The sequence below is a fragment of the Natrinema pallidum DSM 3751 genome (assembly GCF_000337615.1).
Taxonomy (GTDB): domain Archaea; phylum Halobacteriota; class Halobacteria; order Halobacteriales; family Natrialbaceae; genus Natrinema; species Natrinema pallidum.
The window spans coordinates 1-26602 of record NZ_AOII01000106.1; the positions used below are offsets into that span (position 1 = coordinate 1).

The window sequence follows — 26602 nt, forward strand, 5'->3', positions numbered from 1 at the left end:
AAGAACTTCGTCGAGTCGTCAACAACAATGAGATGCTCTCACGGGATCACGCTGTGCCGGCTGTCGAGACTTCGGGGTAAACTCATACCCGAATTCAAACGAACGTTTGGCTCGAGTCCGCAGTCCTCTGATCTGGACGTTGCCGTGGACGGATTCTTCAAAAACGGCGGAAGCCGCTGTTACGTCGGTCGCGTCACAGCCGCCGAGCCGACTGATGTCGCGACGACGACCCTCGTCGACGAGGATCGAACCGACGTCATCTCCGTCGAGGCAACCGGACCGGGCGCGTGGGGATGCTCCATCGCCGCCATCGTCGAGGACGGGCCGCTCTACGAGGAGGGAGAGAACGAGTATTTCAAACTGACGCTGCGATACTGGTCGTGCGATATCGAGGAGGTCAGCAAGCCGGCGTCCGATCAACCCGACCCGGCTCCCGACATCGAAGAAGTCTACGAGGACATGTCGGCGGATCCCGAATCCAGCCAGTTCTACGAGAAACAGATTCCGGGGTCCGTCCTCGTGGATCTCGAACAGCTGGATGCCGGACGACCCGCCGAGGGGCTCTCCTGGCTGTCGCGCGAGGTCCCCGACGAGTACTCCGACGGCGGCCTGATTCAACTCGACGCCGAATCCGAGACCGCCGCCTACGTTCCGGAGGAGCTCGACGACCGGGAGTACAGCGAACTGCAGGGAATCGCCAAACCGTTCGATATCGACGCCACGCAGTCTCGAGAGGACCTTCTGGAGGACCTCGAAAAGGTCCAGTCCGGCGAGAAGGAAGTCGAGGTCGATGTCGTCTCGGACCTGTCGTCGAAGCCCCGGAGCGAGGACGTCTCCCTCAGCGATTACGAGGGAATCAACAAGCCCGGGATGCGAACGGGCCTTGCGGCATTCAGGGAACTCGACGGCGTCTCCCTGATGTGTGTCCCCGACCACAACGATATCGAGGGGCTGACCGAATCACTCGTCGCCCACTGTGAGAACATGGGTGAGCGGTTCGCGATCCTGCAGGCACCGCAGAACGCGGGATCGATTTCGGATATCGAGACGCCCGTCGACTCCTCGTACGCCGCCTACTACTATCCGTGGATCGAGACGAAGGATCCGTTCACCAACCGGAAGAAGCTCGTGCCGCCGGGCGGCCATATCACCGGTATCTTCGCTCGAAGCGACGCGGAACACGGTGTTCACAAGGCACCGGCGAACGAAGTCGTGCGCGGCATTCTCGGCGTCCAGCACAACATCACGAAGGGCGAACAGGACGTCCTCAACCCGAAGGGAGTCAACTGTATCCGAAGCTTCCAGGGTCGGGGCATCCGACTGTGGGGCGCACGGACCACCTCCAGCGATCCGTCCTGGAAGTACGTGAACGTGCGACGACTGTTCCTCTACATCGAACAGTCGATCGACGAAGGGACCCAGTGGGCGGTTTTCGAACCGAACGACGAGGATCTGTGGGCCCGCGTACGCCAGTCGGCTGAGAACTTCCTGACGACGGTGTGGCGGGACGGCGGTCTCCAGGGGAGCACCGCCGACGAGGCGTTCTACGTCAAGTGCGGTGAGGAGACGATGACGCAGGACGACATCGACAACGGACGACTCATCGTCGAGATCGGTGTCGCACCGGTCAAACCGGCCGAGTTCGTCGTCTTCAGAATCAGCCAGGACACCGGCGAATAACGCCGCCTACACCGCATCTGACGATCAACCAATCTTTACGCAATCACTACGATAATGCCAGACTCACACGGACCACTCAGACAAACCGAATTCAAAGTCGAACTCGACGGCGTCGGCATTCCCGGATTCGTCGAGGTCGAACTGCCAGCGATGCGAACCGAGCAAGTCGAATACCGCGAAGGAAACGATCCATCGCACAATCGAAAGCTCTGGGGGGATACACAGTACGACGACCTCATCCTCGTTCGGGGTGCAAACGAGAAAAACGAAGAGCTCTACAACTGGCGCAAATCCGTCGACCAGGGGAAGATGGACGACGGCGGTCGGAAGAACATCGCCGTCATCATCATGAACGAGATCGGCGACTCGGTGCTTCGCTTCGAGTTCACGAAGGCGTGGATCAAGGAGTACCGCCCGCCGACGCTCAACTCCCACGGCGGCGGCGGTCAGGGCAACCTCGCTACCGAGGAGTACGTCGTCACCTTCGACGAGATGGAACGGAAGAACGTATGACACGACTGTCGGATTCGTCTCCGGAGGCGTTCACCGTTCCCCGTCATCGGTTCGACGATGACTGGCGCGTCGACGACGAGGGCGTCCTTCACACCGGTGCTGCCGCCCCGTTCGCCGACCGCGTCGTCGTCGCTTGTGACAGCGGAGGCCATCGACAATGACCGGTGGCACGCTCCAGACCGAGTTCGAGTTCACCCTTCCACAGGGCTACGTCGATGACGAGGGAACGCTCCACAAGGAGGGGCGAATGCGACTCGCCACGGCAGCCGACGAGATCAAGCCGCTGCAAAACCCTCGCGTCCAATCGAACTCCTCGTATCTGACCATCGTCTTGCTTTCGCGGGTCGTCACCGAACTCGGCGACCTCGAGACGATCGATGCGAGCGTCATCGAGGAGTTGTTCGTTACGGACCTCGAGTACCTGCAGGCGTTGTACGAACGGATCAACAACCAGGGAATAAACGCCGTCGAGACGGCCTGTCCCGAGTGCGGTGAGCCGTTCGAAATCAACGCGGAAAACGGGTCTCACGTGACGACCGACGGAGCGGCCGGCGGTATGGAGTCCGCCGGCGTCGACACCGGTCCCGTCAGTACTGGGGGTGACCTCGGCGGGGTCGGGGCGGCCGAATCGCCCGGGTTCGAGGCCGCCGACATGCGGGCGACAGGCGCGGAATCGCCCGAAAGCGAGGAGTCCGACCCGGGAAATCCAGCGGAATAGTCCGGCTGTACGAACCGGACCGTCTCTACGAGGAGGTCGCGTTCGTGGCCTACCATTTCGGATGGAGCCACGACGAGGTGTTGAACATGCCTCACTGGGAACGGCAGCGCTGGTGTACGGAGATCAGCGGGATCAACGATCGAATGAACGACTCGCAGTCCGATCGGTCCCGTGGCCGGCGCCGCGGTCGCGACCGGGGGCGTGACGATGCCGGCGGTGGTATCGTACTCCGAAATCCGCCGGATTCCGAGTAACCGCGGCATCTGACCCTCAGATGCCGTTATAACCGCAGTATTGAGACGATGGCACCATACACAACGGAAGACGATCCCTACGCACAGTACAACTTCGAGGTCGAGGTAGACGGCGAAACAGTCGCCGGGTTCACCGAGGTCGCCGGGATAACGATGGAGTTAGAAACCGTCCAGTACCGCGAGGGCGGCGTCAACGATCACGTGCACCAGTTACCCGGCCAGTTCGCGCACGCGAACCTCGTCCTCCAACGGGGATTGACGACGAATACGGCTTTCTGGGACTGGATCCAGACGGTCATGAGCGGGACGATCTCTCGAAAGAACATCGTCGTCAAAGTGAAAGACGGGTTTCAAGGGCAGAGTCAGTGGGGATGGGAGTTCGCGAACGCGTATCCGACGAAATGGTCGGGCCCGGATCTGGCGAGCAACGAACGCGGAATGGCGATCGAATCCATCGAGTTGGCATACGAGCAGTTCTCGAAGATGTCGGGAATGCCGGAATGACCTTCGCGACCACGGGCGGGCGGTAACCGTGGATCGAACCCGACATTCGGTGAGCGATCCGCACGGATCAAACCGCTGTATCACGTGCTCGTAGCGACCACCCGGATGTCGCCCGATCGATTTCGAGCGACGACCGGTCGGTACTGCTCTCGGCTCCCGGCTCTCGTTTCCCACGACTACCCTTACGTTTTAATAGGATCTAACAAACATTATCCAACAAATATGCATAAGAGAATGGAAACGAAATCGACCGAGCGGATAACGTACAGTCCGGTCTCGGACGGCCGACAGTCGGCCGTTCCCGACCGAAAACGGGTGACCCGATAACATGAGACGCATCGCATCGCAGGTCACGAAGACAGTCCGAAAACAACTCTCTCCGGTTATTCGACCATTAATGGCGGCGCTGATCGTCGCCTTGCTCGTCACTGCCGTGGCCGTCGTGACGGGACTCGTCGACTACGTTCCCCAGTCGTCGGTTCCCGTGACGGGCTGGGTGATCTCATCGCGAGTCCTCCTGCTGGTGACGGTGTTCGTCCTCGTTGCACTCGTCTATGCCGGCTACAAACTGTACCGAAACTACGAGGACGCGATCACGGAGCAGTGGACACGACTCTCGATCTGGGCGCAGGCGACCATCGCTGGCGGGAGCTGTGGCGCAGTGGTCGCGATCGGACTCGGCATCGCCGCCGTCGCCGGTCCGGTTCCGCTCTGGTTCGTCCTCGCCGGCTCGCTGATCGCGTGGCCGGTCGCGACCGTGCTGACGCTCCGCCAGCGCCGCGAACCCGACACGGACGATAACTCGCCGTCCACGCTCCAGTCGGTCCTCATCAAAGCTGGCTATGCTCAGGTTAAACTCCTTCAGACGCGGACGCTGGCCGGTATCGTCGGTTTCGCCGGGGCCGTCCTGGGCAGTCTCGGCATCCGCACGCTGGTCGCGTGGCTCCCCTGGTTCGAGGGAACGCTCACGCATCTCCAGACGACTCTGCTGGCCGGTTTCCTGTGGCTGGTTGCGACGATCCTCGTCTACAACCGCTACGAGTCCGGAATCAGCGACCGGACCGATCTCAGAATCGTCGGCGTCTCGAGCCCGGAGTCACGCCCCGGCCGCGAACTGATGATCAAAAACGACGGCGTTGCGCCCGTCGAACTGGCTCAGGCGAAGATCCGCGATACGAAACGTGACCTCTATCAGTTCGACCTGGAGATGACACTCGAGCCCGGCGAACGTCGCCCCTTCGAGGTCCCGGAGGCGTTCCTCCTCGAGTCCAACGAGGCGGCGATGGACCTGCCGCTCGGATACACGCTCAAACAGGGCCGGGAACACCCGATCATCTACACGCGGACCGGCAAGCAATTCGTTCTCAAGGGCGGCAACGACGCTGAGGACCGTGATCCGACTCGGTCGTCCAACCCGTCGGCGATCGGGTTGAGCGCCGATCCGACGCCACAGGAGTAGCCGACGGTCCCGGGACGGCGTCAGCCACCCGCCGACCCCGATCACGGCCGCTCGGGCGCGTCGGGTCATCGGGACGATGGGCTGGATGCGGGACGATGGGCTGGATGGTTGCGACGCAGTGTGCCGTGGCCTCGAGCGCATAGTTACGAACCGTTACCCGTACAGTCTGGTGGGCTCTAATTTTGTGTTACGCATCGTCAAAACCATTAAGTGGTACTCTTATAATATCTCAATAAGAGCGTGTACACCGGCATCGTGGTGGGAGGGGGAGATGAATCGGCCATCGATGAGTGTGAACAGCGATTCGACGAACCGTGATGAAAACGACTGACGACCTCGGGTGTGAGACGGCGCTGCGGGAGATTAGCGTGACTGGTCGCTCGATGGGCGTAGATACATCGACGGCGGGCGAGTCGGACGACCGGCCGGGTGTTGCTCGACTCCGCTCCAGCGTCGCATCCATCGCGACGCTGACGCCCGACCGATTAGCGGGTGGGTTCGGCGTCCGGATTGCGCGGAAACGGAGTCCGATCGAGTTGTCGTTTTTTTCACCCGCCGTCGCTCCGCCTGACGGCGAGTCGGTGGACGACCCGGAGCTATCGATCGTGTCTCCATCACCGTTCGCCCGGCCGGACCATCACGAGGATGCGTTCACGTATCTCACGCAGTCCGGTCGGTCGGACCATGGGTCCCAGTCCGACGATGCGGTCGGACCGCTATCCGACTCGGCCACTCGGTCGCCGGCAGAACGTGTATTCCGGTCCGACAGGCGATCACAGCTTCACGAGTTACGGACATCGGTCCGTTCCCAAGCGACATCGCACGAGCACGACGGTCCCGAACGCCGGGACGGAACCCGCTCGTCGAAGCGAACGCACCGGCGAGGCGACGTTGAGGCGGGAGTCGCTGCCCGATCGAACGCTGATACGTCGCCGACCTCCGGAGCGAAGTCGGGGCCGATGCCCGACCGATCGAGACCGGTCGACGACGACCGGCCACGGCAACCGACTGGCGGAACCGAACGACGGCAGCCGACCCGACCGCGGGCGATCGAAACACGTGTCACGTGGGCGGACGCAATCGCTCGGCGGACTCTGTCCAGTTCTGACGGTTCCGAGCGTCGCCGCTCGGTGACCGATTTCGACCCGAACGTCCCGAGAAGTCACCCCTCGAGTCACAGCGAGTCGCTCGAACGCGAGACGCCATCGGACGTGACAACCGCGGCACGTCGGGAGCCGGCCCGCGGCGAGTCCGCGTCGCCGCCGGCGCTCATCGATCGACCGGTTCCGCCGACGGGGCCGACGGCTCCGCCGTCACCCTCGCGTGAGACCGCACAACGCCCGGTCCGGCATCCGCGTCCCGACGGTCGTCGCCCGATGTCGGCGGTCGACTCGAGTCCGGTACCGACGGCCGAGGGGCAGTCGACCCGTCGTGTCCCGGCGGGTCGAGTCGGTCCCGAGTCCGACGGCAGCTATCCGGCCGCGGACCCGGCTTCGACGACCGCTAGTGCCACGCAAAGCGCAAATCAGCCGTTACAACAGCCGTCGATCCGAACGGATCGTCGAGACCGGGAGACCCAGACTGCGACGAATGGCCGCGATCGCGGGCGCTCGACCACGCCGTCGCGTCGTCAGTCCGACGTCGGTACCACACACGATGGATGGACACCGATTCGAGCGGCCTCGATGTCGCCTCCTGTACGATCCGGGGGCGCGATCGAGCCGACGGTCGGATCAACCGTGAGTCGTAGTTCCGCCGCACCGGACTCGACCGGCCGCCTCGAGTGGCGGACTGACGGGACGACCCGGTCGGCTGTCTCGGCCGAAGGCCGCAAGCGCCATCCATCGCAAGCTCGGACCGACCACGGAGTCGGTTTCGATTCTACCCGAGATCAGTCACAGTCGATCGAATTCCGGACGGCCGACCCGGCCAGCGCCAGCGCGGACCGCCAACCGTCCGACTCCGACTCGGGTCGAGCGGCCGCGGTCCAGTCGCGGCGACCGCGTCGCCACCGGCCGACGGTGATGACGACGGGTACCGATCGGATTCCACGGCAGTCGCGGGCGATCTCGACGGACTCGCGCGGGCTTCACGATGGGACGGCTGCAGTGGAGTCGTCGCGTTCCGCGTTCGTCTCCCGAGAGTCACGCGCATCGCCTCGGACCGATCGAACGGGTCACGAACCAGTAGCCCGGAGAACCGCCCCGTCAACCGCGACCCCTACCATGGCGGCTCCGAGCCGAGCAGGACAGTACCCTCCCTTGGAGTTGGCGACCGAGGCTCGTGGCGCGCACACAGCTGACGGTCGGCCGGTGCCGGCCGCGACCGACCGTCGACTGACTGTGTCTCCGGGTTCGGTCGTCGGTCGACAGTTGGCCGAGTCACAGCGGCGATTCGACCCGAACGCCACATCCGTATCCGGGACTCCATCGCCACCGCCGGGTACGGACACTACCCGTGTGGTCGACGACTATCGATCCGGTTCCAGTACCGCCGCCACGACGACCGGACGCGCCGGACCCACTGAATCGCCTATCCGCGCGTTCTCGAGTGTGAGCGGTCGACCGGCTGGTGATCGCCGTCCCGACCGCACGCCCAGCTTCGAGCGTTCGACCACCGATATCCGGTCGTTCGGGTCGACTGCCACTGGTTTTTCACGGGGTGCGTCGTCGCCACGAACCGACGATCGGGACGATGGGCGGCCGGGTTCCGGCCGGGCCTCCGCGACCGAACGTCGGTCGTCGTCACGTCCCCCTGCGATGCAGTCGGACCGTCGGGGTTCGGAACTCGTGGTCTCTCGGCACTCGACCGCGGCGGTCAACTCGAGGACCGTACCCGACGAGATGGGAGCACCGGAACCTAATCCCCGGGTTCGCGTTTCGTCGCCGCCTCGGTCCGACGCAGGGCGATCGAACTTGCGACTTTCGAGCGCAACCGACGCCGCTGGGCGGGTCCAAAGGCGACCGGATAGTGTGGGTCCGATTGCCCGCTACGCCGCCGATGCGGTCCGGCCGGAGCGGAGTCGACCGTCGGATACCACGCCCACTCCGCCCTCGGCGACTGCCGCCCGCGCCGGAAGCGACGAGTCGGCTCGAGAGGGAGCAGTGTCCGCTTGGGCCGCCACTCGCCCGTCCGACCCGGCTGGCGACTCAGCAGCCGTCAGCCCGTCACGGCACGACGATCCGGCCTCGATTCGAGCGCTGACGCGTATCGACTCGATTTGGTCCGACGCATCCACCTCGAGCCCGCGAACCCCGGCCGCAACCCACACTGCCGTCGGATGGGCACGGGATCGATCGGACATCGGAGACTCGACTGCCCGCTACGCCGCCGATGCGGTCCGGCCGGAGCGGAGTCGACCGTCGGATACCACGCCCACTCCGTCCTCGGCGACTGCCGCTCGAGCCGGAAGCGACGGGTCGGTTCGAGAGGGAGCAGTGTCCGCTTGGGCCGCCACTCGCCCGTCCGACCCGGCTGGCGACTCAGCAGCCGCCAGCCCGTCACGGCGCGACGAGCCGGCCTCGATTCGAGCGCCGACGCGTATCGACTCGCTTTGGTCCGACGCATCCACCTCGAGCCCGCGAACCCCGGCCGCAACCCACACTGCCGTCGGATGGGCACGGGATCGATCGGACATCGNTTGGTCCGACGCATCCACCTCGAGCCCGCGAACCCCGGCCGCAACCCACACTGCCGTCGGATGGGCACGGGATCGATCGGACATCGGAAATTCGACTGCCCGCTACGCCGCCGATGCGGTCCGTTCGGAGCGGAGTCGACCGTCGGATACCACGCCCGCTCCATCCTCGGCGACTGCCGCCCGCGCCGGAAGCGACGAGTCGGCTCGAGAGGGAGCAGTGTCCGCTTGGGCCGCCACTCGCCCGTCCGATCCGACTGGCGACTCAGCAGCCGTCAGCCCGTCACGGCGCGACGATCCGGCCTCGATTCGAGCGCCGACGCGTATCGATTCGCTGCGATCTGTCGCGGCCACGGGACCGTCTCGAGGAGAGATGGGGGCCGATATCGCTCCACTACTGGAACGAGAGCCGCGCGGAGCCGCGTCCCTGAACTCGCGAGGACCGCGGCTGGCGGTGACGGGACGCGAGCGTTCCTATCGTTCGCAACAGGGAACCGAAGCCGTGGTCCGTTCGGAATCGAGTTCGGGACCGGTCCGCTCATCGCGGCGCGAACCCGTGGCTGCGGACGCGCCCGATGTGATCTCTCAGCGCCGAGGGTCCGGAATGGAGACAGTCACGCAGAGAGGCGGATCCGAAGCGGGGAGGCTCACACAGATGGGTGGCTCGCGGACGGGGTCGGTCTCTCGGACGCGATCGCACGACGGGGAGAGGGGCACTCGTTCGCTCGAGCACCCCCGCTCGAGCGCGGCGTCCGGGGCGACGACTGCGACGCCCGTGACGATATCGAACAGCGACACGCCGTCCGCACCCTCACACACGATTTCGAGGAGCCGGCAGCCGTCCGCTGCTGACACCGAACCCGCAGCCGCGTCTTCCGACCCGAACCCGACGGCTCTCGGAACGGCGGTCACCTCTAGTAGCCGTCGATTCGAGTCGGGGACAACGCGCGATCGAGCGGGCACGACTCCGCCGGACTCGAGCGGCCGGATGCCGGTCCTTCGACTGCGCTCCGATCGGGGACCGTCTCCTGGACGGAGCGATCGGACGATTCGGCCACCCGACTCGAGACCGGACTCGTCCCGTTCGGAGTCGGCGCTCCGCTCGGGACGTTCGAACCCGAACGCCGGAACCGAAATCGCGGTATCACAACCGGTTACGGGAACGCCCTCGTTCGTCTCGAGCCACGTGTCCAGTGCCACACAGAACACGTGGAGCGGGTCCGGTGACGGTTCGCAGTCCCGGACGGCCGGGCCGACCGGCCCGTCCCGGACGCGACGCGAGGGGGAACGGGCCACGAGTGATTCCTCGTTCCCCGACACCGGACCGGTCGGGGCTCGCGTTCGTGAAACGTCGACCCGGACGACGACACACACACATTCGACGAACGCCGTCGCCTCGCCGTCTCGCACCGCCTCGAACCCCCGCCGACCGACCCGTTCGAATCCCCTCACATCGGATGCCGGCTCCCAGTTCGGAGCGGAGTTCGGTAGGCGGTCGGCGACACTCCAGTATCGGTCGCCCGCGGTGACCGATCCGACCGGGTCGCGGTCCCAGTCGCCTCGAGACGGGCGCTCGGCGGTCACCGTGTTCGATCACGGTAACGCGGCCGGCTCCTCGCCGACGGGAGCGATGGCGCAACACCGTCCGTCGGGTACCGATGCCCAGCGAACCGTTCCCGACCGATCGTCGTCCGAGCGAAAGGATAGTATCGATTCACGCCCTCGCTCGGAGGACTGGCGCGGTCGGGAACCGGCTACCGGACCGACTGGCGTCGATCCGCAGGAAGCAGTCGATTCGGCCACACTCCGGCGTCCGTCGAGGGGTCAGGGCGTCGAGACCACGGCGGCAGCCGCTCGATCGCGTCCCCGACGGGCTCGAGGAAGCCTTGTGCCCGACTCGAGTTCGAGGATCGAGCCGGCGACGACCGCGGCAGCCGGGGCGACCGGTGTCGCGGCTACTCGAGCACCTCAGTCGGACCGACGGACGCCGCTTTCGGTTCTGCGAACGACGGCGGCCGGCTCGTCGGGCCAGTCTCACACGACTCATCGCTCGGTCCGTCCCGGCACCGCCGCTGCGAGCGTGTCGGACGAGTCCGGTTCCCGATCCGACTCCCGTCCAGCGCGACCGCCGACGATCGCCGTCCGTCCGGGATCGACGGCGGAGCGAGCCGACGCATCGTCGCGGCGAGACAGAGACCCCATCGGCGCTGGTGACTCGAGCCGGGAACGGGTCGGAACGGCCGCCACGGAGCCCGGTGACGCTGACGGTCTCGCGCCGACTGCGTCGGATCGGCCGTCGACTACGGCCGGGATCGCGGGCGAGCGTCGACGGTTCGAATCGCGTCTCCGTACGCGTCGACGGCCGTCGACGGGGTCCTCTGCGACGGGCGAGGGACACAGCGGTCGCACTGGGGCCGATACCCCGTCACTTTCCCTCCGGACTCGAGACGACGTATCGGAACTGACGACGGACACGGCGGCCACATCGGCATCGTCGGGGCAGTCTCGGGTACTGAACGCCCCGAAAAATAAACCAACAACTAATACTATTGAATCAAATGAGGGACGTACGGGTGTGAACGGGATGCAAACGAGTGCAGCGTCAGACCGACCGTCGCTGACTTATCGACGGTCGTCGGCGACGGACGCGCCGTCCGTCGACCGGGGTGGACCGAACGGTTCGAACGCAACGCCGCGCGACTCGACGACACCGAGTGGGGCGACTCGAGAATCGACCGCGAGTCGTACGACGCCGGGGCACGCCTCCGGTCGTGAGCGACGCGGATCGTCCGATCGAAGGGAGACTGGCGGTGATCGGACGCGATCCGGATTCGGGTCGAAGCGCGGACGGGAATCGGCCCAGTCCGGGTCGGCAGTCGGTCACGACGACGTGGGATCGAGACTGAACGACGGACAGCGGTCGTCGATCGATCGCCCCCAGCAGTCCGCGGCGCGCCGGTCGGAACCGCCGCGGGGTCGTCGATCCGGTCAGGACCGTCACAGCCGGAACCGGTTCGACAGCGTCGATCTGTCGTCCGGTACGGACCCGCGGTTCGATGCCGACGTCGATCGCGCCGTTCAGGAACTCTACCGGAAGCTCGAGCGGAAGATCAGGGTCGAGCGCGAACGGAGGGGACTATAGATGAGCGGCAGCGGCAAGCTCGAGAAGGCCCAGATCATGATCCTGAACGGGAAACAGAAGGGCGAGACGATCGACTGTAAGTTCAACCCGAACGCCTACACGGTCGAGAAAAGCGTCAACTACGGCGAACTCAAGGCGACCGGCTCGGGGGCATCGATCATGCAGTTCGTCGACGGGAACGCGGAAACGCTGTCGATGGAACTGTTTTTCGATACGAGCGACGAACTGGATTCGAAGGGGTCGCCCGACACGGAGCGGGTCGATGTCCGCGAGCGGTATACGAAACACATCGATACGCTGCTGTCGGTCGACGGCGAGTTGCACGCGCCGCCGGTCTGTCGGTTCGTCTGGGGCGACGGAATCGACTTCACCGCCCTTGTTCAGCGGGCGAACAAGCAGTTCACGAAGTTCCTGCCCAGCGGCGTTCCCGTCCGTGCTCGAGTAAACGTCGTGTTCATGGAGTACAAGACGGCAGACTATCACAAATCCGAGGTGTCGCCGGAGTCGACGGACAAGACGAAAGTCTGGACGGTCACCGACGGTGACACTTTATGGCTGATCGCGGCCGAGGAGTATGGCGACTCGTCGCACTGGCGGACGATCGCCGATCACAACGACATCGAGGATCCCCGCGCGATCGAAGCGGGTGACAAACTCGAACTACCCCCGCTGTAGTCATGAGTACCGGAACGAACATTCAGCCGCGCTATTCGCCGCGGTTCAAAGTCGATATCGGCGACGCGAAGTTTCAGGAGCCGGGCGGCCGGATCGCCGACCTCGTCGTCGAGACGACTCTCGATGGCGCGGATCGGTTTTCGTTTACCCTGAACTTCCCGTTCGACGAGGAACTCGGGGAGTTCAGCGGCCTGACCTGGGACGATTTCGCGGTCGGAACGGATGTCGAGATCGCGATGGGGTACGGCGGTGACGGGACGCTGACGCCGCTGTTAACAGGTTCCATCCGCTCGATCAACGCCGAGTTCACGACCGACCGCGGACCGTCAGTCACGGTCTCGGGCTACGGGCTGCTCTGGGAACTCATGCAGGGAACTCGCTCGGACTCGTGGGCGGAGGAGACGGTCGGGTCGGCCGTCGAGGACGTGCTGTCGTCGTACCCGTTTTCGACGGTCGACGTCTCCGACGCGTCGATCAAACGCGAAAAGCTGATTCAGGACGGCCAGAGCGATTACCGGTTCCTCCAGCAGCTGGCCGAGACCTACGGGTTCGAGTTCTACGCCGAGCGGGACACCGTTCGTTTCCGCCCCCGCTCCGCGAAAGGCGACGGCGACGGTCCGGTCGCCGAACTGTGGTACGGCGAGGCGCTGCACGATTTCTACGCCGAAATCACACAGCGGTCTCAGATCGATGAGGTCGAGGTCCGGAGTTGGGACGAACAGAACAAATCCGAGATCGTCGCGACTGCCGGCAGCACGAACGCGAACTACAAGGAGGTTTTCAGAGTACAAGCAATGTCACGGGACGAAGCGAAACGGGTCGCCGAAACGAAATTGAATCGATTCTCCGACGGTGTCATCACCGGTCACGGTGAGGCCGACGGTACCCCCGAAATCAGGGCCGGCAGCGTTGTTCGACTCGAGGAGTTGGGGGGCCGATTCTCCGCTGACTACTACGTCACCGAAGCCACTCACCGGATGGGAAGCGCAGGCTATCGGACGTCCTTCGAGGTAACGGAGGTGTCCTCGTGAAGCCGTCCGGGTTCATCGACGACGGGGGCGCGGACGACGGCGGTATTCGCGGCGTCGCCGTCGGTATCGTGACGGACAACGAGGACCCGAAGGATCTCGGTCGAGTCAAACTCCAGTTCCCGTGGCGCGACGCCGACGACGAGAGTCACTGGGCGCGGATCGCCACCGAGATGGCCGGCAACGAGTACGGGAGCTACTTCCTGCCGGAGATCGACGACGAGGTACTGGTCGCGTTCGAGAACGGCGACATTCACAAGCCGTTCGTGATCGGGTCGTTGTGGAACGGCAAGCAGAAACCACCGCAGAAAAACGGCAACGGGAACAACGATATCCGTGAGGTTCGCTCCCGGAGCGATCACGTGATCGCGTTCGACGACGCCGACGACGGCAGTATTACGATTCGAACGACCGGCGGCAACGAGATCGTAATCGACGACTCGGGCAGTTCGGAGACGATCAGCATCAGTGACGAGTCCAGCGACAACAGCATTACGATCGATTCCGACAGCGGTTCGGTCGCGATCGACGCGAAATCGGAACTCGAACTCTCGGCATCGACGATCTCCCTCGACGGGAACTCCGTGGAGATAACGGGCAAAAAGGGCGTCAAGATCAAAGGGAAGGGCCCGGTCAATGTCGATAGCAAGGCGAAACTCGCGCTCTCCGGGTCGATGGTTAACGTCGACGGGACCGGGATGGTAAAAGTTAAAGGGAAACTAATTACCTTGAATTAAAATAGAGTCAAATGCAACCAGCAGCGAGAGTCGGCGACCAGACGGCACACGGGACGCCGCTGACCGGGACCGGCAGTCCGAACGTCCTGATCGGGAAGCGGCCCGCGTGGCGAGCGTTGGCGGACGTTCATACGTGTCCGCTCACCACCGGACCCGTCCCCCACGTCGGCGGCACCGTGACCAAGGGGAGTACGAGCGTCCTAATCAACAAGATGCCCGCGGCGAGAATGGGCGATACGATCGTCGAGAGCGGACCGCCCAACACGATCGTGAGTGGGTGTTCGACGGTCATGATCGGCTGACTCATGTCCGATGAGTTTCTCGGAACCGGCTGGTCGTTTCCGGTCGAGACCGATGCCCGCGGCTCAGTCCGAACGTCCGAGGCCGAGGACGACATCCGCGAATCGATCCGGATCATTCTCGGAACGGCCAAGGGTGAGCGAGTGATGCGACCCGAATTCGGCTGTGAGATCCACGACCACGTGTTTTCGGCCGCGACGCCGGCGACGCTGAACCTCATCGAGAGCAGCGTCCGCGAGGCGCTCGTCCAATGGGAGCCGCGAATCGATATCGAGGACATCGATGCTCGAACGGACGACGAAGCGCCGAACAAGGTCCTTATCGACATCGAGTATCGGGTTCGAACGACCAACAGCCTCTCGAACATGGTGTATCCGTTCTACATCACGGAGGGCGACGGATGAGTCGGCCACCGGTCGTCGACGACAGGGATCGGGAGGAACTGTACGCCGAGGTGCGGACCCTCGCGGATCAGTACACCGAATCGTGGGACCCGTCGACGGACGACAACGCCACCGTGCTCTTGCGGATCTTCTCCCAGCTCGGTGCCGACGTCATCCGGCGGCTGAACGACGTCCCGTCGAAACACCGAATCGCGTTCCTCGACGCGCTCGGGTTCGATAGGCGACCGCCCCAGGCCGCACGGCTTCCACTGACGTTTTCGGTCTCAGCCGATATCGATCGCAACGTCGCGATCCCCGGCGGGACACAGGCCGTCGCGGAACCGAGCGACGGTCCCGACCAGATCTTCGAGATTCCACAGGACGACGGGTTCGAAGCGACTGGGGCATCGCTGACGGATGTGCTCTCCGTCGATCCCGCCGCCGATCGAATCGTCGACCACGGCGACGTTCGAACCGCCGACGAACCGGTCGAACTGTTCACCGGCGACACGATTCAGGAACACGTTCTCTATCTAGCACACAGCGACCTGCTGACTCTCGAGCCGGGTTCGCCGATCACGATCACCGCCGAGATGGCCACCGACAATCCGGTCCTCGAGACCGACGCCGTCTGGGAGTACTACGGCGAGGAGGACGGAACGGAGGGATGGCATCGGCTCGAGGAGTGGACTGACGACGAGGCGGCCGACGACGCGGTTCGGCTCGACCTGCTACAGGAACGGCTCCAGTCTTCCGCCTCGCGATCCGGCGATGGCGATCGGCTCGAGTTGCGGTTTCGGCTTCCCGGAACGCCGGTCGAACACGCGGTCGACGGCGTCGAAAGTCGATGGCTTCGGTGTCGGATCGATGATGACGAGCCCGAACCGGATGTGTTCTCGTTGCACCTGGAATCGATTTCGGCCAGCGTCGGCCGCGATCCGAGCGAGGACGGACTCGCTCCGGACTCGCTACGTTCGAACGACGTTCCGCTCTCGACGGACGACGGGGACGTTCGGCCGCTCGGTCGGCTGCCCCAACCGCCGGCGACGTTCTATATCGCCTCGGAGGAGGCCTTTACCAAGCGGGGCGGGGTCGTCGAGGTACGGTTCGACCCGCCCGCCGAACCGGACGCGGACGAACTCGGTGCCGACACGCCCGGCGACGTCGACATCGACGCCGATGGTTCGTCGGCGGCCGAGGGCGTGGGGGTGCTCGGCGGGCCGCCGGAACTCTCCTGGGAGTACTGGACCGGTAGCGGCTGGAACCGACTGACCGTTCTCGAGGACGAGACGAACGCGCTGCGGCGGGCCGGCCACGTTCGCTTTACCGTTCCCGAGGACATCGAACCGACGGCGGTGTCCGGCCACGAAAACGTCTGGGTCCGCGCTCGGCTGGTCAGTGGAAACTACGGACAGCCGTCGTTCGGCGTCACCGATGCCGGCACACGGGGGTCGGTCGTCAACTCGCCCGACCCGCCCTGTTTCGGCGACATTTCGATTCACTACGACCGCGGGATGCAACCGTTCGAGACGATTCGGACGCGCAACAACGCCGCCATCAGCGGCGACCTCGCGGGAAGCGAATCGCCGATCTCGCCGTTCGACGAACTCCCTGACGACACCCAGACGCTGTATCTGGGGTTCGACGAAACGCTTCGAAACGGCCCGCTTACGTTTTTCGTCCCGATCGAGGACGTCACCTATCCGCGCTCGTTCGATCCCGGCATGCGCTGGGAGTACTGTGTGGATCCCGACGCCGACGAATGGTCGAAACTCACCGTCCGGGACCGGACCGGCGGGTTGACCGAGCGTGGCATCGTCGAGTTGACCTTTCCCGAACCGACGACCGCGTTCGACCGCTTCGGTCGGCGTTGCCACTGGATTCGCATCCGGGTTACCCAAGACGAGTTCGACCGGCGACCGATCGACGGCTCACAGTCGGCGCGATCGGCTCCCGACGTTGATCAGCCCCGGGACCGGACCACAGCCCCGCCGACCCTCGACGGACTGTATCCGAACACGCAGTGGGCCTACAACACGCGGACGATCGAGGACGAAGTCCTCGGCTCGAGTGACGGTACCCACGAGCAATCGTTCGCGTGTGCCCACGCGCCGGTCATCGACGTCGACGTGTGGGTCGACGAGTCCGAGACGGTGTCGACCAGCGAACGGCGCGACCTCCGCTCGGAGCGGCCCGAGGACGTTCGACGCGTCACCGATGCCAGCGGCGACGTGACGGAGTATTGGATCCGATGGCAGCAGGTCTCGGACTTCCTGGAATCCGAGGCGACCGACCGCCACTACGTCGTCGACAGGATCGACGGAACCGTCAGCTTCGGCGACGGCAACCGGGGCCGGATCCCGCCGGCCGGACAGGGGAACATCACGGTCACGTATACGACCGGCGGCGGGCGCGACGGCAACGTCGCGGCCGACACGATCACCGATCTACAGAGTTCGATCTCGCTGGCCGAGGACGTCTCGAACCCGAAGCCCGCCGACGGCGGGGCCGATGCCGAGTCCAGGGATGCGCTCGTCGAACGAACCACGAACCAACTCAAACACCGCGACCGGGCGGTTACGCCGACCGACTACGAACGGGTCGCGAACGCGGCGTTTCGCGAACTGTCGAAAGTCAAGTGCGATCCGGACGGGGCCGCCGAGGCCGGCAGCGTCACCCTCCTGATCGTTCCCCACGCACAGCGGGAGAAACCGGTGCCGTCGATGGAACTCAAACAACGAGTTCGCGAGACGGTCCGCGACCGTGCGCCAGCCTCGCTCGTGGAGTCCGAAACGTCCCGGATCGTCGTCCGCGGACCGAGCTACGCCGAGCTCTCGGTCTCGGTCGCGGTGTCCATGGCCGACAGCACGAGCGTCTCGCTGCTGAAGGCGGCGATCGAACGACGGCTCGACGAGTTCCTGCATCCCCTCGACGGAAACGGGGGCCACGGGTGGGCCTTCGGCGAGGCCCCGTCGGTCGACGCGCTGGCCGAACTCGTCGACGGTGCGGACCACGTCGCTCACGTGGTCGATCTGGATGCGACGATCGAGGTTGGCGGCGAGCAACGCTCCCTGTCCGAGCGCGAGACGGGGCCACCCCTCCCGTCTGACGGACTCGTCTGTAGCGGGGCTCACGACGTGGCGGTCACGATGGAGGCGGATCGCTCGTGAGCGACGTGCTCCGATCCGACCGCCGTAATCGGCGACCGACCGGAGGTGATGGACGTGGGCATTGACGTTCCGGAACTCGACGACAGAACCTACGAGGAGATCCTGTCAGAGGCCACGAACCTCATTCCAGCCTACGCCGACGAGTGGACCGACGCCAATCCGCACGATCCCGGGATCACGATCCTCGAGGTTCTGGCCTGGTTGACCGAAACGTACGTCTATCAACTCGACAGGGTCACCGACGACCACCGTGAAAAGTACCTCGCGTTGATGGGCGAGCGCCGACGGCCGCCGACGCCGGCGTCGACGCGTCTGCGACTGTCGCTGCCGACCGACGCCGCGTGGGGACGACTCCCCGCCGGAACGCAGTTCTCGGTCACCGATACCAACGATGCCGACGCGAGCTACCGGTTCGAGACCGACCATGCGGTCACGCTGACCGCGGCGACCCTCGAGCGCGTGCTGACGGTGACCGATAGCGGCCGGACCGACAACACCCACGCGAACCGGACCGACGGGATGTTCTACCGTGCGTTCGGTGCCGACGCGACCGCGGGGGACGCCTGCTATCTGGGATTCGATAACGACCCCTTCGAACATGCCCGGACGCTGACCCTGACCGTCGACTACCACGAGGACAACCTCCCGGAGCCGGCGACCCACGGCTCGCTCAAGTCGTCGTTCGAACCCTCGGTCGAACCCGTCTGGGAGTATCGCCGCGGGGACGACGACGCGTGGCACCGGCTTTCGGTCGCGGCCGACGGGACGAACGCGTTCTATCGGAGCGGCCGGATCGAACTGGTCCTGCCCGACGACCGGGCGGTGGCGAGCGGCGCGGACATGCCCGACCCGCCGGCTGCCGTTCGGTCGTCGGACCGACCGTGGCTCCGGTGTCGTCTCGAGACGGCCGGACACGAAATCCCGCCGCAGTTCGACGCCATCGAGCCGAACGTCGTCTCGGTCAGCCATCGGGTGTCGGTCCGCGACGAAGCGCTGACGCAGGTCGGCCGCCCGCACGAGACGCCGGCGCTCGACGGCCAGACGTACGCCTTCGAGCGGTCGCCGGTGCTCTCCGCGACGGTGTTCGTCGACGGGCAACGGTGGCAGGCGGTTCCCGACTTCGATGCCTCCGGGCCCGACGATAGACACTTCGTCCTCGACCGGGAGGCGGGAACCGTCACCTTCGGCGATGGCAATCACGGTCGGGTTCCGCCCGCCGATGCCACCGTCGTCGCCGACTACGTTGCCGGCGGCGGCGAGGCCGGAAACGTTCCGGTCGAGACGATCTGGCATCTCGCCGATCCCGACGTCTCGCTCGAGGGACCGATCGACGGGAGCGACATCGAGGCGACACCGACGGCGGCCGCGACCGGGGGCGCTGCCAGGGAGACCATCGACGACGCGCTCGACCGCGTGCGACGCGACCGCCGGATCCCGTACCGGGCGATCACTGCCGACGACTACCGGTACGTCGCCGCGCATACGCCCGGGCTCAGGATCGGCCGGACGAACGTACTCGTCGAGGACGGCGAGATCACCGTCGTCGTCGTCCCCTTCGCGCCGCCCGACGTTGGGATGCCGGAACCGAGCGAGGGGTTCCTGCGCGCCGTCAGGCAGCATATCGGCGACCGGAAACTGCTGAGCGATCGGGTCCGCGTGATGGGGCCCCGGTACGTCGGTCTCGATATCTCGGTTACCGGTCGGGCCAGGGCTCGATACGCCGGTGGTGGTCACGATGTCGCCGTTCGGACCGCCATCGAGGAGTTCGTCCATCCCCTGACGGGGGACGACGGAACGGGATGGCCGTTCGGAGAGGCGTTGCACCGCTCGGAACTCGTCGACCGGATCGCGGAACTGGACGTGATAGACCGGGTCAGCGAAGTCACGATCGTCGCCCACGGCGGTGCAACGATCGACGACGGGACCGTCCGGATCGACGACACCTCGCTGTTCGCCGTCAAAGACGTGACGACGGATCTCTCGATCCAAACCGATTCGACCGATGGGGGTGCCTAACTCATGGACTTTTCATACGCGACGACGACGAGTACCGCGGACTGGCGGGAGTGGATCGGACGAAACGTCGATGTCCGCGAGGAGGGGATCGGACTGGCAACGACGGTTTCCATCGAGCGATCGGCGATCGACGACGCTGTCGTCGACACAGCGATGGATTCGAACGGCGATTTGTACAGCCTTCACACGTCGGGGTCGCTCTATCGCCACGACCCGACGACGGACATCACACAACGCCTGTGGACCCGTTCCGCTGGCGATATCGACGATCCGTGTGCGCTCTGTGTCGACGACGATCGAGCCTTCATCGCGGATGGAACCGACGGCTCCATCACCGTCATCGCACCACAACTCCAGCGGACGATCGGAACCATCGAGACCGACGCGACCGACCCGATCGGGATCGCCCACGGTGGGGGCTGCCTCTACCTCCTCGACGATGTCGGTCGTGTCCGGACCATCGGCCGGGACGGGGGTGCCGAGTTAACGATCGACTGGTGGCTCGTCGACCCGACCGACATCACTGTCGGTGCGGACGGCCGTGGGTACGTGCTCGACCGTAACGACGGCGACCCGATCATCCGGACGTTCGGGGACAACGACACCGCCGACCAGTTCCCGATTACGGAGGCCGAGTTCGTCGCGGCGGACAGCAAGTTCTCCCCGACTGCGGTCTCGGTGGTCGACGACACGCTCTTCGTCGCTGGCCAACTCGAGGACGAACTGCCAGCCCTGTTCGAGCGCGACCCCGAATCGGGAGCGTTCCGCGAGCGCCATCGGTTCGACCGGTCCTGTCGGACCCTCGCCGCTCGACCGACCGCACCCGACGACCGGCGGGAGCTGTACGCCGTTACCGGTTCGAACGGCTCCGGCCAGTTGCTCCGGGAGCGACAGCGCCACGCGCGCCATCCGCGGCGGGACCGTCACGTCGGCGACGCGTTCCACCGATACGATTCCGGCTCGGACGACACCGAGTGGCACCGCCTCGCGCTCGAACTCTCCCAGCTGACCGCGAGCACGCAGGTCCGGGTCCGATATCTCGCGACGAACCATCCGATGCCCAGCGACGCTGCCTTCGCGGACCTCGATGCGATATCGGCCGATGCGGCCGATTCGCTGCGTGATCTGGGCGTCACCTCCGTCTGGGAGCTTGCCCGTCGCGACAGCGACCGGCTCACAGCGGCGCTGCCGGACCGGTTCCGGTCGGACGTAGATGCTTGGCAGACCGCAGCGATCGACGCGCTGGCGGCACACGCTGATGTCCACTGGACGACCGTCGACGCTCTGAACCCGGACGACGTCTTCTTGCGGGACGCCGTCGGTCGTTACCTGTTCGTCGCGCTCGAACTCGACGGGAGCCCGCAGTCATCGCCGCGTGTCGACTCCGTGACGGCGTTCTGTCCGCGTCAGTCGTACCTCCGATACCTTCCGGAGCTCTACCAGGAGGACGATCGTTCGGCCGCGTTCTTAGAACAGTACCTCTCCGTCTTCGAGTCCGTCTTCGCCGATATCGAGGCGGAAATCGACGACATCGGCCGCTACTTCGACCCCGATGCCGTTCCGAGCGAGGCCCTCTCGTGGCTCGAGCAGTGGCTCGCGGTCGAGACCGACGAGAACTGGCCCGAGGACGCACGGCGGGAACTGCTCTCTCGAGCGCCGGCGCTGTACAAACGACGCGGCACGAAAGCAGGGCTCCAGTCGATGCTCGAACTCTATCTCCGCCATACCGGATCGGCCTCGGCGGCTCCCTCACCGGCAGCCTCGCCGGGAGATGGCGGCTTCGACGGCGATGGCGGGAGCGGTGTCGACGGGGACAGTCCCGCAGCACCGACGGCGACGGCCGACGGCGGCGACGGAACCGTCGGAGATACGCCGTCGGGCCACCGCCTGTTCTTTATCGACGACGACGACCTCGCGTGTATCGACCGCGATTCGGTTCGCCGCCAGTATCCGCTTCCCGCGTCCGGGCCGCAGTCGTTTGCCGTGTTCTGTGGGCCGTTCGAAACCGACGACGAACGGGACGCGATCGAGGCGATCGTCGAATCCGGGAAACCGGCCCACGTCGGCGCTGATGTCGTCGAAATCGACGACGAGTTGAGTCTCGAGGGCGATACGTTCCTGGGAATCAACAGCAGATTGACTGAACGGGAGTTCGCGCTCGGCGAGACGACGCTCGGCGAGAACACGGTGCTCGTCGATCGAACCGAATCGGAGTAACGATGCTCGGTGGGCTGTCGCCAAGGAACACCTACAGTATGCTTCGGATCGTCCGTCCGAATTGAACAATGGTCGTTGGAGATGTCACCACTGGAACGGACGTACTGGTAATCGGTGCCGGACCCGCTGGCTACGTGGCCGCGATCCGCGCCGGACAACTCGACCTGGACGTCACGCTCGTCGAGAAGGACGCCTACGGGGGAACCTGTCTGAACTACGGTTGTATTCCGTCGAAAGCCCTGATTACCGCGACGGATATCGCCCACGAGGCCGCCTCCGCCGAGGAGATGGGGATTCACGCCGACCCCGCGGTCGATCTCGCCGGGATGATGGACTGGAAAGACGGCGTCGTCGATCAACTCACGAGCGGCGTCGAGAAACTCTGCAAGGCGAACCAGGTCAATCTGCTCGAGGGCACCGCCCACTTCGCGGACGAGAACACCGTCCGCGTCTCGCACAGCGGTGAGGGGCAGGGCTCGGAGACGCTCGAGTTCGAACACGCGATCGTCGCAACCGGCTCGCGGCCCATCCAGATCCCGAACTTCGAGTTCGACGACGAGCCGGTCTTGGATTCCAAACAGGCGCTCGCGCTCGATTCCGTTCCTGACTCACTGGTCGTCGTCGGGGCCGGCTACATCGGGATGGAACTCGCCGGCGTCTTCGCCAAACTGGGGACCGACGTGACCGTTATCGAAATGCTCGACTCGATCCTGCCGGGGTACGACGACGACCTCAAGCGTCCCGTCAAACAGCGGGCGACCGATCTCGGGATCGACTTCGAGTTCGGCTACACCGCATCCGACTGGGACGAGCGCGAGGACGGCGGGATCCGCGTCGTCGCCGACCCAGCCGAACAGGCCACCGCCGACGGTGGAAGCGCCGAAGCCGTCGCGGACGAGCGCCTCGAACTCGACACCGAGAAGGTCCTCGTCGCCGTCGGCCGTCAGCCGGTCTCGGACACGCTCGACCTCGCGGAAGCCGGTGTCGAGACCGACGATCGCGGGTTCATCGAAACCGATTCGCGCGCACGCACGAACGTCGATCACATCTTCGCCGTGGGCGACGTCGCCGGCGAACCGATGCTCGCTCACAAAGGCAGCGCAGAGGGACAGGTCGCTGCCGAGGTGATCGCCAGCGAACCAGCAGCGATCGACCACCAGGCCATGCCCGCGGTCGTCTTCACTGACCCCGAAATCGCTACCGTCGGGATGACCGAATCCGAGGCCGACGACGCCGGCTTCGAGACCGTCACCGGTCAGTTCCCGCTCCGCGCCAGCGGCCGTGCGTTGACCACCGGCGACTCCGACGGCTTCGTCAAGATCGTCGCCGACGACGCGGACGGCTACGTCCTCGGCGCTTCGATCGTCGGCCCCGAAGCCTCGGAACTGATCGCCGAACTCGGCCTCGCGATCGAACTCGGTGCAACCCTCGAGGACGTCGCCTCGACGGTTCATGCGCATCCGACGCTCTCGGAGGCAGTGATGGAGGCCGCCGAAAACGCGCTCGGCCACGCGATTCACACGCTCAATCGGTAATCCGTTTACTGGATCTGGAACCGATCCCTGAATAGCAGCCTCGGTACTTCCGTTCGTCCGGCTTCTGTCGATTTCCATCCGACCCGCGGCACACACTGGCCCACGGCGAGCGTTGGCGACCGGACGAACTCGAGGTCGACTCTTACTGTACGTACAACGAGTACGCGATCACGAGAAAGCCAGCCAACACGAGTAGGCTCTCGAGTAAGATTCCCGTCGCGAGCCCGACATCGAGCAGTTCGTACAACATTCCGGCGAGGACCAGTCCAAGCGTGACGAGTCCGAACCCTGCGGCGAGATAGCCCAATGCGGGCTGTCGAGTCCGACGATACGCCTTGAACGCGAAGTACGTAATGATGCTCCCAACCGCGAGCACGAGCGTCTTGACGACGGCCAGCGCGAACATCGTCTCGGCCGAGCCGGCGGGCAATGGATTCATGTTTCCTTTCGCACCTCCGACCATAGTTCCGCGAGCCGTTCGTCCGCCGTCCGCGCCGGCCGTTCGATCTGGATCGTCAGCGACCGCTCTTCGTCCAACCCGAGCGTGATTTCGTCGAACGCGATCGAGTACTTGCTCGCGTGGTGGCCGTCCTGTCGAATCTCGGTCGACTCCTCGAGCAGCGTCGCTTCGGTCAACAATTCGAGTTTCCGGTACAGCGTCGACTGCGGAATCTCACACCGCTTCGATAGCTCCGACGCGGTCATTGGCTCCTCGAGATTACGGATGATCTCACGGCAGTCGGGATCGTCCAGCGCAGAGCAGATCTCCTCTGCCGACGGCGTCGACTCCGAAGCGAACGGGTCCCGGACCATTCGTCTCCCTCTTGCAACGCACATGGTTTATCGGCATCGATGCGTTGCCCCCGTCCGGTGGCCCGCGACACGAAGCCTTCATGCGCGTGCACGCTCGAGTGCGAGCACGCGGGTATCATTCGGTCCGACTCCCTACAAGGGTGGGATGACCGGCCGACCTCCGCCCGCGTGACATTCTCGAGACGGCGCTTCGACTCGCTCGAGCAGCCGCTGCATTTATTAGTGTCACTGCTGCAATGGTCTCGCGGAAAATCGTGCCATGGTATCGGGTTCCGATGCCGGTCTCGTCCGACGACCTTATATGTTGCCCGGGCATCCGACACTAATGCGAACAACGTGGCGCACGCCGCCACGTTCCCTCCGGCCGCGATCCGGCACGGAGGTAGGCATCATATCCGCCCTCGCGACGGCAGCGGACCGCTCCGTTACCGTCCATCTCGAGGCACTCGGACTCGCCGCGACTGACGCCGACCGACGGCGTTCCGATACGACGCCCTTATATGATAGGGGCTCGTCATTCGGAGTACGCGGAAGTCCCCGCCGGATGCGGATTCCGGCGAGGACGCGATCCGATGCCCTTATATGTACGAGGGCAGTTGGATATGAACGCGAACGAAAACGTGATCGACGGAACGTTCAATNTGCGGATTCCGGCGAGGACGCGATCCGATGCCCTTATATGTACGAGGGCAGTTGGATATGAACGCGAACGAAAACGTGATCGACGGAACGTTCAATCCGTTCCGTCATCTCGGATGGCTCGAGTCCGAAGGGGTTATGTACCCCAGACGGCCTACGAATACATCCGAAGGAAATGAGGATTCCACCCCTGCGGTCCGCCGTACAGATGGGATCTGATGTTAGCCTTGGTAGTTCGGTGACGCTCGATCGGTCGACGATCCGTGTGTCATCGAACGTGGACCATTGTGTGAGTGTGTACCAACATTCACCGCCAACAGACCCTCTCCCANCCACGGGAGAGTACAGATAGCATTCCGGTTGATCCTGCCGGAGGTCATTGCTATTGGAGTCCGATTTAGCCATGCTAGTTGCACGAGTTTAGACTCGTAGCAGATAGCTCAGTAACACGTGGCCAAACTACCCTATGGATCCAAATAACCTCGGGAAACTGAGGCTAATGTGGAATAACGTTCATCGCCTGGAGTGGCACGAACGCGAAACGTTACGGCGCCATAGGATGTGGCTGCGGCCGATTAGGTAGACGGTGGGGTAACGGCNCGTTCATCGCCTGGAGTGGCACGAACGCGAAACGTTACGGCGCCATAGGATGTGGCTGCGGCCGATTAGGTAGACGGTGGGGTAACGGCCCACCGTGCCCATAATCGGTACGGGTTGTGAGAGCAAGAGCCCGGAGACGGTATCTGAGACAAGATACCGGGCCCTACGGGGCGCAGCAGGCGCGAAACCTTTACACTGCACGCGAGTGCGATAGGGGGACTCCGAGTGCGAGGGCATATAGTCCTCGCTTTTCACGACCGTAAGGTGGTCGTAGAATAAGTGCTGGGCAAGACCGGTGCCAGCCGCCGCGGTAATACCGGCAGCACGAGTGATGACCGCTATTATTGGGCCTAAAGCGTCCGTAGCTGGCCACGCAAGTCTATCGGGAAATCCGCGCGCTTAACGCGCGGGCGTCCGGTGGAAACTGCGTGGCTTGGGACCGGAAGACCAGAGGGGTACGTCCGGGGTAGGAGTGAAATCCCGTAATCCTGGACGGACCACCGGTGGCGAAAGCGCCTCTGGAAGACGGATCCGACGGTGAGGGACGAAAGCTCGGGTCACGAACCGGATTAGATACCCGGG

At 64.6% G+C, this 26602-nt stretch carries 20 protein-coding genes and 1 rRNA gene; 17 read left to right on the plus strand and 4 right to left on the minus strand.

The features are described from left to right. Positions 1 to 45 precede the first annotated feature (45 nt). From C487_RS17420 to C487_RS17445, 7 genes are all read left to right on the plus strand, one after another. A complete protein-coding gene (locus C487_RS17420) occupies positions 46 to 1680 on the plus strand; it encodes a phage tail sheath subtilisin-like domain-containing protein (protein WP_345775607.1) in 1635 nt (544 codons plus the stop codon). Positions 1681 to 1734: 54 nt separating this feature from the next. Then, the gene (locus C487_RS17425) at positions 1735 to 2193 is read left to right on the plus strand and encodes a phage tail protein (protein ID WP_006187153.1); all 459 of its coding nucleotides are present in this window, start codon (positions 1735 to 1737) and stop codon (positions 2191 to 2193) included. Beyond that, positions 2190 to 2354: a hypothetical protein gene (locus tag C487_RS21135; RefSeq protein WP_162831896.1), complete on the plus strand. Its 165-nt coding sequence runs from the start codon at positions 2190 to 2192 to the stop codon at positions 2352 to 2354. Before C487_RS17425 ends, C487_RS21135 begins: the two co-directional genes overlap by 4 nt. After that, on the plus strand, positions 2351 to 2911 hold the full coding sequence (locus C487_RS17430; protein WP_006187154.1) for a hypothetical protein: 561 nt from the start codon (positions 2351 to 2353) through the stop codon (positions 2909 to 2911). The genes C487_RS21135 and C487_RS17430 overlap by 4 nt, the downstream gene beginning before the upstream one ends. Continuing rightward, positions 2908 to 3165, plus strand: a complete 258-nt coding sequence (locus C487_RS21615; protein WP_169316577.1) for a DUF6760 family protein — start codon at positions 2908 to 2910, stop codon at positions 3163 to 3165. Before C487_RS17430 ends, C487_RS21615 begins: the two co-directional genes overlap by 4 nt. Positions 3166 to 3213: 48 nt before the next feature. Next, a complete protein-coding gene (locus C487_RS17440) occupies positions 3214 to 3669 on the plus strand; it encodes a phage tail protein (protein WP_006187156.1) in 456 nt (151 codons plus the stop codon). 397 nt (positions 3670 to 4066) lie between these two features. Beyond that, positions 4067 to 5128, plus strand: a complete 1062-nt coding sequence (locus tag C487_RS17445) for a hypothetical protein (RefSeq protein WP_006187157.1) — start codon at positions 4067 to 4069, stop codon at positions 5126 to 5128. Positions 5129 to 8450: 3322 nt separating this feature from the next. On the opposite strand, the gene C487_RS17465 is transcribed toward C487_RS17445, so the two are convergent. Beyond that, positions 8451 to 8765: a hypothetical protein gene (locus C487_RS17465; RefSeq protein WP_241431105.1), complete on the minus strand. Its 315-nt coding sequence runs from the start codon at positions 8763 to 8765 to the stop codon at positions 8451 to 8453. A gap of 585 nt (positions 8766 to 9350) precedes the next feature. After that, positions 9351 to 10349 (minus strand): hypothetical protein, encoded by a 999-nt coding sequence (locus C487_RS17475; protein WP_006187163.1) that lies wholly within the window; start codon positions 10347 to 10349, stop codon positions 9351 to 9353. Between the two features lie 1558 nt (positions 10350 to 11907). Here C487_RS17475 and C487_RS17490 point away from each other — a divergent pair. From C487_RS17490 to lpdA, 9 genes are all read left to right on the plus strand, one after another. Then, on the plus strand, positions 11908 to 12582 hold the full coding sequence (locus tag C487_RS17490) for a CIS tube protein (protein WP_006187166.1): 675 nt from the start codon (positions 11908 to 11910) through the stop codon (positions 12580 to 12582). Between the two features lie 2 nt (positions 12583 to 12584). After that, positions 12585 to 13613: a phage late control D family protein gene (locus tag C487_RS17495; RefSeq protein ID WP_006187167.1), complete on the plus strand. Its 1029-nt coding sequence runs from the start codon at positions 12585 to 12587 to the stop codon at positions 13611 to 13613. Further along, complete coding sequence (locus C487_RS17500) at positions 13610 to 14347, plus strand: phage baseplate assembly protein V (RefSeq protein ID WP_006187168.1); 738 nt, start codon at positions 13610 to 13612, stop codon at positions 14345 to 14347. The genes C487_RS17495 and C487_RS17500 overlap by 4 nt, the downstream gene beginning before the upstream one ends. Before the next feature lie 11 nt (positions 14348 to 14358). Further along, positions 14359 to 14649 (plus strand): PAAR domain-containing protein, encoded by a 291-nt coding sequence (locus C487_RS17505; protein ID WP_006187169.1) that lies wholly within the window; start codon positions 14359 to 14361, stop codon positions 14647 to 14649. Positions 14650 to 14652: 3 nt separating this feature from the next. Then, a complete protein-coding gene (locus C487_RS17510; protein ID WP_006187170.1) occupies positions 14653 to 15051 on the plus strand; it encodes a GPW/gp25 family protein in 399 nt (132 codons plus the stop codon). Further along, positions 15048 to 18200 (plus strand): putative baseplate assembly protein, encoded by a 3153-nt coding sequence (locus C487_RS17515; protein ID WP_006187171.1) that lies wholly within the window; start codon positions 15048 to 15050, stop codon positions 18198 to 18200. The genes C487_RS17510 and C487_RS17515 overlap by 4 nt, the downstream gene beginning before the upstream one ends. Positions 18201 to 18248: 48 nt before the next feature. Further along, entirely contained in the window at positions 18249 to 20216 is a 1968-nt protein-coding gene (locus C487_RS17520) for a putative baseplate assembly protein (RefSeq protein ID WP_006187172.1), read from the plus strand. A 3-nt stretch (positions 20217 to 20219) separates the two neighbouring features. Beyond that, positions 20220 to 22433 carry a phage tail protein gene (locus C487_RS17525; RefSeq protein WP_006187173.1) on the plus strand — a complete coding sequence of 738 codons (2214 nt, stop codon included), beginning with the start codon at positions 20220 to 20222 and terminating at the stop codon, positions 22431 to 22433. Between the two features lie 68 nt (positions 22434 to 22501). Next, complete coding sequence (lpdA, locus tag C487_RS17530) at positions 22502 to 23968, plus strand: dihydrolipoyl dehydrogenase (protein ID WP_006187174.1); 1467 nt, start codon at positions 22502 to 22504, stop codon at positions 23966 to 23968. 142 nt (positions 23969 to 24110) lie between these two features. On the opposite strand, the gene C487_RS17535 is transcribed toward lpdA, so the two are convergent. Together C487_RS17535 and C487_RS17540 are read right to left on the minus strand one after the other, a co-directional pair. Then, positions 24111 to 24407, minus strand: a complete 297-nt coding sequence (locus tag C487_RS17535; protein WP_006187175.1) for a DUF7521 family protein — start codon at positions 24405 to 24407, stop codon at positions 24111 to 24113. After that, positions 24404 to 24781 carry a winged helix-turn-helix domain-containing protein gene (locus C487_RS17540; RefSeq protein WP_006187176.1) on the minus strand — a complete coding sequence of 126 codons (378 nt, stop codon included), beginning with the start codon at positions 24779 to 24781 and terminating at the stop codon, positions 24404 to 24406. The genes C487_RS17535 and C487_RS17540 overlap by 4 nt, the downstream gene beginning before the upstream one ends. 992 nt (positions 24782 to 25773) lie before the next feature. Here C487_RS17540 and C487_RS19830 point away from each other — a divergent pair. Then, positions 25774 to 26602, plus strand: a 16S ribosomal RNA gene (locus C487_RS19830); the annotation flags it as partial.